Annotated in this window: 5 protein-coding genes; all 5 read right to left on the bottom strand. The window is 69.8% G+C overall.

Features of this window, described 5'->3' with window-relative positions:
• Nucleotides 1-75: 75 nt before the first annotated feature.
• The 5 genes from ABDW35_RS32675 to ABDW35_RS32655 are packed head-to-tail and all read right to left on the bottom strand — an operon-like array spanning nt 76 to nt 4,397.
• Nucleotides 76-606 carry a BtpA/SgcQ family protein gene (locus ABDW35_RS32675; protein ID WP_343718024.1) on the bottom strand — a complete coding sequence of 177 codons (531 nt, stop codon included), beginning with the start codon at nt 604-606 and terminating at the stop codon, nt 76-78.
• Nucleotides 603-1,523, bottom strand: coding sequence for a ribokinase (locus ABDW35_RS32670; RefSeq protein WP_343718023.1), 921 nt, complete (start codon nt 1,521-1,523; stop codon nt 603-605). The genes ABDW35_RS32675 and ABDW35_RS32670 overlap by 4 nt, the downstream gene beginning before the upstream one ends.
• Before the next feature lie 10 nt (nt 1,524-1,533).
• A complete protein-coding gene (locus tag ABDW35_RS32665) occupies nt 1,534-2,298 on the bottom strand; it encodes a glutamine amidotransferase (protein WP_343718022.1) in 765 nt (254 codons plus the stop codon).
• 3 nt (nt 2,299-2,301) lie between these two features.
• Nucleotides 2,302-3,393, bottom strand: a complete 1,092-nt coding sequence (locus ABDW35_RS32660) for a hypothetical protein (protein ID WP_343718021.1) — start codon at nt 3,391-3,393, stop codon at nt 2,302-2,304.
• An 8-nt stretch (nt 3,394-3,401) separates the two neighbouring features.
• Entirely contained in the window at nt 3,402-4,397 is a 996-nt protein-coding gene (locus ABDW35_RS32655) for an ABC transporter permease (protein WP_343718020.1), read from the bottom strand.
• Nucleotides 4,398-4,563 lie beyond the last annotated feature (166 nt).

Genomic DNA, 4,563 nt, shown 5'->3' with positions numbered 1-4,563 from the left:
AAAACAAAGAACGGGTCTCCGGCTCCATTGTCTACATATACGGCAGTCAGCTGGTGGCCGACAATGATACCGCCATTACAGGCGCCGGTGATGCGCATCGGCGAAGACGCGGATGCCGTCGGCCCGCAGCTGGGCGCGATAACGTAGCGCCCGCGCCGCCTCGCCCTCGACGAGGCCCTCATTGGCGACATAGGCATTGGCCCATTGGTTCACCCGCACGAAGGCGGCCTGCGCCGCCGAGGCGACGGCGAAGGCCGGGATCGCCGCGTTGGCCAGCACGTTGATGCCGATCGGCTTGCCGAACTCGCGGCGGATGCGGTCGGCGATCACCGCCATGTGCGACGCCGTCTCCGGCCCGATGTCGTCGGGCTTGGAGAACGGGATGTCGCCATGGTTCTCGACGATCAGCCCGTCGCAGCCGCCGGCCAGATAGGCCTCGGCATCGGCCATGGCGCGATCGGTGATCGCCTCCACACCGCCGCCGCGATAGTGCGGCGCACCGGGCAGCGCCAGCAGGTGGATGACGCCGATCACCGCCTTGGTCCGGCCAAAGATGTCGCGGATGGCATGGCCACGGTTCTCGGCCACAGGCTTGGTCTCGGTCATCGCTCGGCCCCTCCTCGGGCCAGGGATGCAGGCAGGATCGCATCGATCTCCGCCCGGCTCGGAAAGGAAGACAGGACGCCGGGACGGGTCACGCCGATGGCGGCGGCGCGGATGGCGACGGGCAGCGCCGCCTCGATCGCGGCGCCGCGATCCAGCAGCCCGGCCAGCATGCCGCACAGCAGGTCGCCGGCCCCGGCGGTGTCGACCGCCGCCACATCCGGCGCGGGGTAGTCTTTGCGGCCGTCCGCCGTCAGCACCGAGGCGCCGGCGGCGCCGAGGGTGACGATAACCATGGCCGCGCCACGGCGCAGCAGCGCCTGCGCCGCCCGATGCGGGTCGGGGTCGCCGCCCAGCCGGCAGGCCTCGCCGCGGTTGACCACCAGCAGGTCGGTCAGCGGCAGCACCGGGGCGTAGGGCTCCCGGATCGGCGACGGATTCAGGATGGTGCCGACGCCGCGAGCGCGGGCCAGGATGAATCCGTCCCGCACCGCCGCGATCCGCAGATTGCCCTGCATCAGCAGCAGGTCGCCGGGTTTGAGCGCAGTGTCGAGTTCGGTGCCCTGCGGCGGGGCGAAACGGTCGGCGCAGGCGGTGACGCTGATGATCGTGTTCTCGCCGGCGGCATCGACCTGGATCATCGAACGGTCGGTCGGCCCGTCGAGCCGGACCAGACCGGCCGGATCGATCCCCTCAACGGCCAGCCGCTCTGCCACTGTCCCGCCGACGGCGTCGGTGCCGATGGCGGCGAACAGCCGGACCCGCGCGCCGGCGCGGGCCGCCGCCACCGCCTGGTTCAGCCCCTTCCCGCCCAGATCCTCCGCCATGCCGTCGGCCACCACCGTCTCCCCCGGCTCCGGGAAGCGCTGGAGCCGGTAGAGCGTGTCGAGACAGGCATTGCCGACGACATGGACCGTCATGGCGGACGGACTACGCCTTCCCGATCGTCCAGGCCAGGGCCTGCGACCACAGGCGGCCATAGCCCGGCCACGCCGCGAAGTCCGGCGGCAGCCAATGCGGGCCGATGTCGGAGGTCCAGGCCAAAGTGCGGCCCTGCCCGTATTCCCCGACCACCAGCAGCGGCAGGTCGCCATACTCCGCGCCGACCGTGGCCAGCACCTGGGCGCCCGGCTTCGGCTTGACCTCGTTGAAGCCGAGCAGCGCCGGCCACGGCCCCGGCAGCCCGGTCAGGATCGGGTGGTCGGCGACCAGCTTCGGGTCGAACCCTTCCGGCACCTCGACCCGGTCGTCGACCGGCAGGATCTCGACCGGCAGCACCTCCTCCACCGCGGTCTTGTGGAAGCGGGCACCGCCGTTGATGCCCTGGAAGCTGTAATAGCCGCCGAACATCAGGAGGCCGCCGCCGCCGCGGACATAGTCGCGCAGCAGCTTCAGCCGGTTCGGCGTGCGCTTGCTGTGCACCCAGGTGTCCGGGTGCAGCAGCAGCGTATTGGCGCCGATGTCGGACAGGATCACCGCGTCGTAGGCCTGCAGGCCCTCGAGCGTCTGCGGGAAGTCACGCTGCGCCAGATGCGCCGGCATGTAGTCGATGGCGAAAGGCGAGTCCTTCAGCGCCTCCAGGAGAGGCTCGGCGCCCTGGTGGTAGGTCACGGTCGGGAACTGGTCGAACCCCTTGATGTGGGTCGCAGTCGACACCCAGGATTCGCCCGCCAGCAGGATCTTGTGCTTCGCCATGGATCAGGCCTTGGTGTTGTGGGCGGCGGAGAAGACCCGCCGCGGATTGTCGATCAGGAGGCTGTCGATCGTCGCGCGATCGACGCCGTGGCGGCGCAGCCGCGGCACGAAATGCTTCAGGATGTAGCCGTAGCCGAAGCCGCCATAGCGGGTCAGCATCATCTTCAGGAACACGTCCTGCGACAGCAGCAGCCGGTCGGCATGGCCGGAGTCGATCAGGCTGACGATCGCCCGGGCATTCTCCTCGTCGCTCGGCGACTGCGCCTTCTGGTCGGCATAGTAGTAGTCCATGCCGATCATGTCGTATTCGAGGAAGGCGCCGCGGTCGGCCAGCGCCCGCTGATAGGCCAGGTCGCCATGGCTGGGGTTCATGTGGCACAGCACCGTGTGCCGCAGATCCGCCCCCTCCTCCTCGACCACGTCCAGCACGCGGTGGGCCAGCCGCTCCCACCCCGGCAGGTGGATCGACAGCGGCACGCCGGTGCGGCGCGAGGCGCGGGCGGCGCCGCGCAGCGACTTCTCCTCCTCCGCCGTGAAATTCTTGCTGACGCCGATCTCGCCGATCAGCCCGGCCGGGATCACCGGCTGGTCATCGTCTTCCGGCGGCGGCGCTCCGCCGACATCGCGCACGATGCGCTCGGCGATGGTGTCGGCGTCCATGTCGCGCACCTCCTCCGGGTGCGACTGGCCGAGATAGTAGCCGGAGCCCATGACGATGTTCAGCCCGGTGCGGCGGGCGATGCGCTGCAGCGCCTCCGGGTCGCGGCCGATGCCGAAGCAGGTCGGGTCGACCACGGTGGCGCCGCCCAGCTCGGCGAACTTGCCCAGCTCCTCCACCGCCAGGTCGGTGTCGAGCAGGAAGCAGTTGTCCCGGTTCAGGAACGGGTTCATCCGCAGCTCGCCGATCATGGTGATGTCGATCGGCTTCTCGGCCAGGGCGATATGGCTGGCGCAGCAGGGCCGGCGCCACCAGCTGGAGGTGTCGAGCAGAATGTGCTCATGCATCAGAGTCACGCCCATGGCCTCGACCGGGATCGGCCCCAGCACGGTCATGACCTGGCCGGAGCGCACGCCGATGGTGTCAGTGGTCGTCATCTTCAGCCTCAGCGGCGGGTCGTGGTCCGGAAGATCCGGAAGTTGAGCCAGATCGCGATCAGGATGATCACGCCGGTGATAATCGGGGTCAGGAAGGGCGACATATGCGCCAGGATCAGGCCGTTGCCGATCACCGCCACGGTCAGGGCGCCGAGCACGGTGCCGATCATGGTGCCGCGGCCGCCGAACAGGCTGGTGCCGCCCAGCACCACCGCGGCGATGACCTCGAGCTCGAACCCCGCTCCGGCATTGGCCGACCCGCTGCCGAGCCGCGCCGCGATCACCACCGCGGCCAGCGCCGCGGCGGCGCCGGACAGGACATAGACCAGCAGGGTCACCCGCCGGATGTTCACGCCGGCGCGGCGCACCGCCTCGGCATTGGCGCCGATGCCGGTGACGTAGCGGCCGAAGCGGGTCTGGGTGAAGATCACGATTCCGAGCGCCAGCACCGCGACGGCGATCAGCGCCGGCATCGGCAGGCCCACGACCCAGCCGCGGCCGATCTCGACGAAGCCGCTGCCGGGGTCGACCGGGATCGAATAGCCCTGGGTGATCAGCAGCGCCACGCCGCGGATGATGCCGAGGCCGGCCAGGGTGACGATGAAGGCCGGAATACCCTCATAGGCGATGAAGAAGCCCTGCAGCGCGCCGATCGCCGCGCCCAGCAGCACCAGCCCCACCAGCGCCAGCGGCCAGGGCACGCCGGCCTGCAGCAGCACCGCCGACAGGGCGCCGACCAGGCCGAGCATCGAGCCGACCGACAGGTCGATGCCGCCGGTGGTGATGACGAAGGTCATCGCCGTGGCGACGATCAGCAGCGGCGCGCTCTGCCGCAGGATGTTGAGGATGTTGGCCTCGGTCAGGAAGGCGTCCGTGACCAGGCCGAACAGGATGCAGACCGCCAGGAAGAAGATGAAGATGCTGGCGACGCCGCCATTGGCCATCACCCGGTGGCGCAACCCCGGCGGCCGGTCGGCCTTGGCCTCGCCCTGCTGCTCGGTCATCGCAGTGCTCCCCGCCGCGTTCATGCCCGCGCCTCCGCGCCCGGGGCCATGCGGGCCGACCGGGCGGTGAATTTCCGGCCGACGATCAGGTCGACGACTTCCTCGATGTTGGTGTCGGCGATGTTGCGCTCGGCGATATTGCGGCCCTCATACATCACCTGGATCC

It is taken from the genome of Inquilinus sp. (assembly GCF_039594555.1).
GTDB lineage: Bacteria > Pseudomonadota > Alphaproteobacteria > DSM-16000 > Inquilinaceae > Inquilinus.
This window is presented reverse-complemented; position numbering and strand designations above follow the sequence as displayed.

Coding starts and splice junctions, on each gene's coding strand:
- ABDW35_RS32675 (WP_343718024.1), bottom strand. CDS start 606: ATGACCGAGACCAAGCCTGTGGCCGAGAACCGTGGCCATGCCATCCGC.
- ABDW35_RS32670 (WP_343718023.1), bottom strand. CDS start 1,523: ATGACGGTCCATGTCGTCGGCAATGCCTGTCTCGACACGCTCTACCGG.
- ABDW35_RS32665 (WP_343718022.1), bottom strand. CDS start 2,298: ATGGCGAAGCACAAGATCCTGCTGGCGGGCGAATCCTGGGTGTCGACT.
- ABDW35_RS32660 (WP_343718021.1), bottom strand. CDS start 3,393: ATGACGACCACTGACACCATCGGCGTGCGCTCCGGCCAGGTCATGACC.
- ABDW35_RS32655 (WP_343718020.1), bottom strand. CDS start 4,397: ATGACCGAGCAGCAGGGCGAGGCCAAGGCCGACCGGCCGCCGGGGTTG.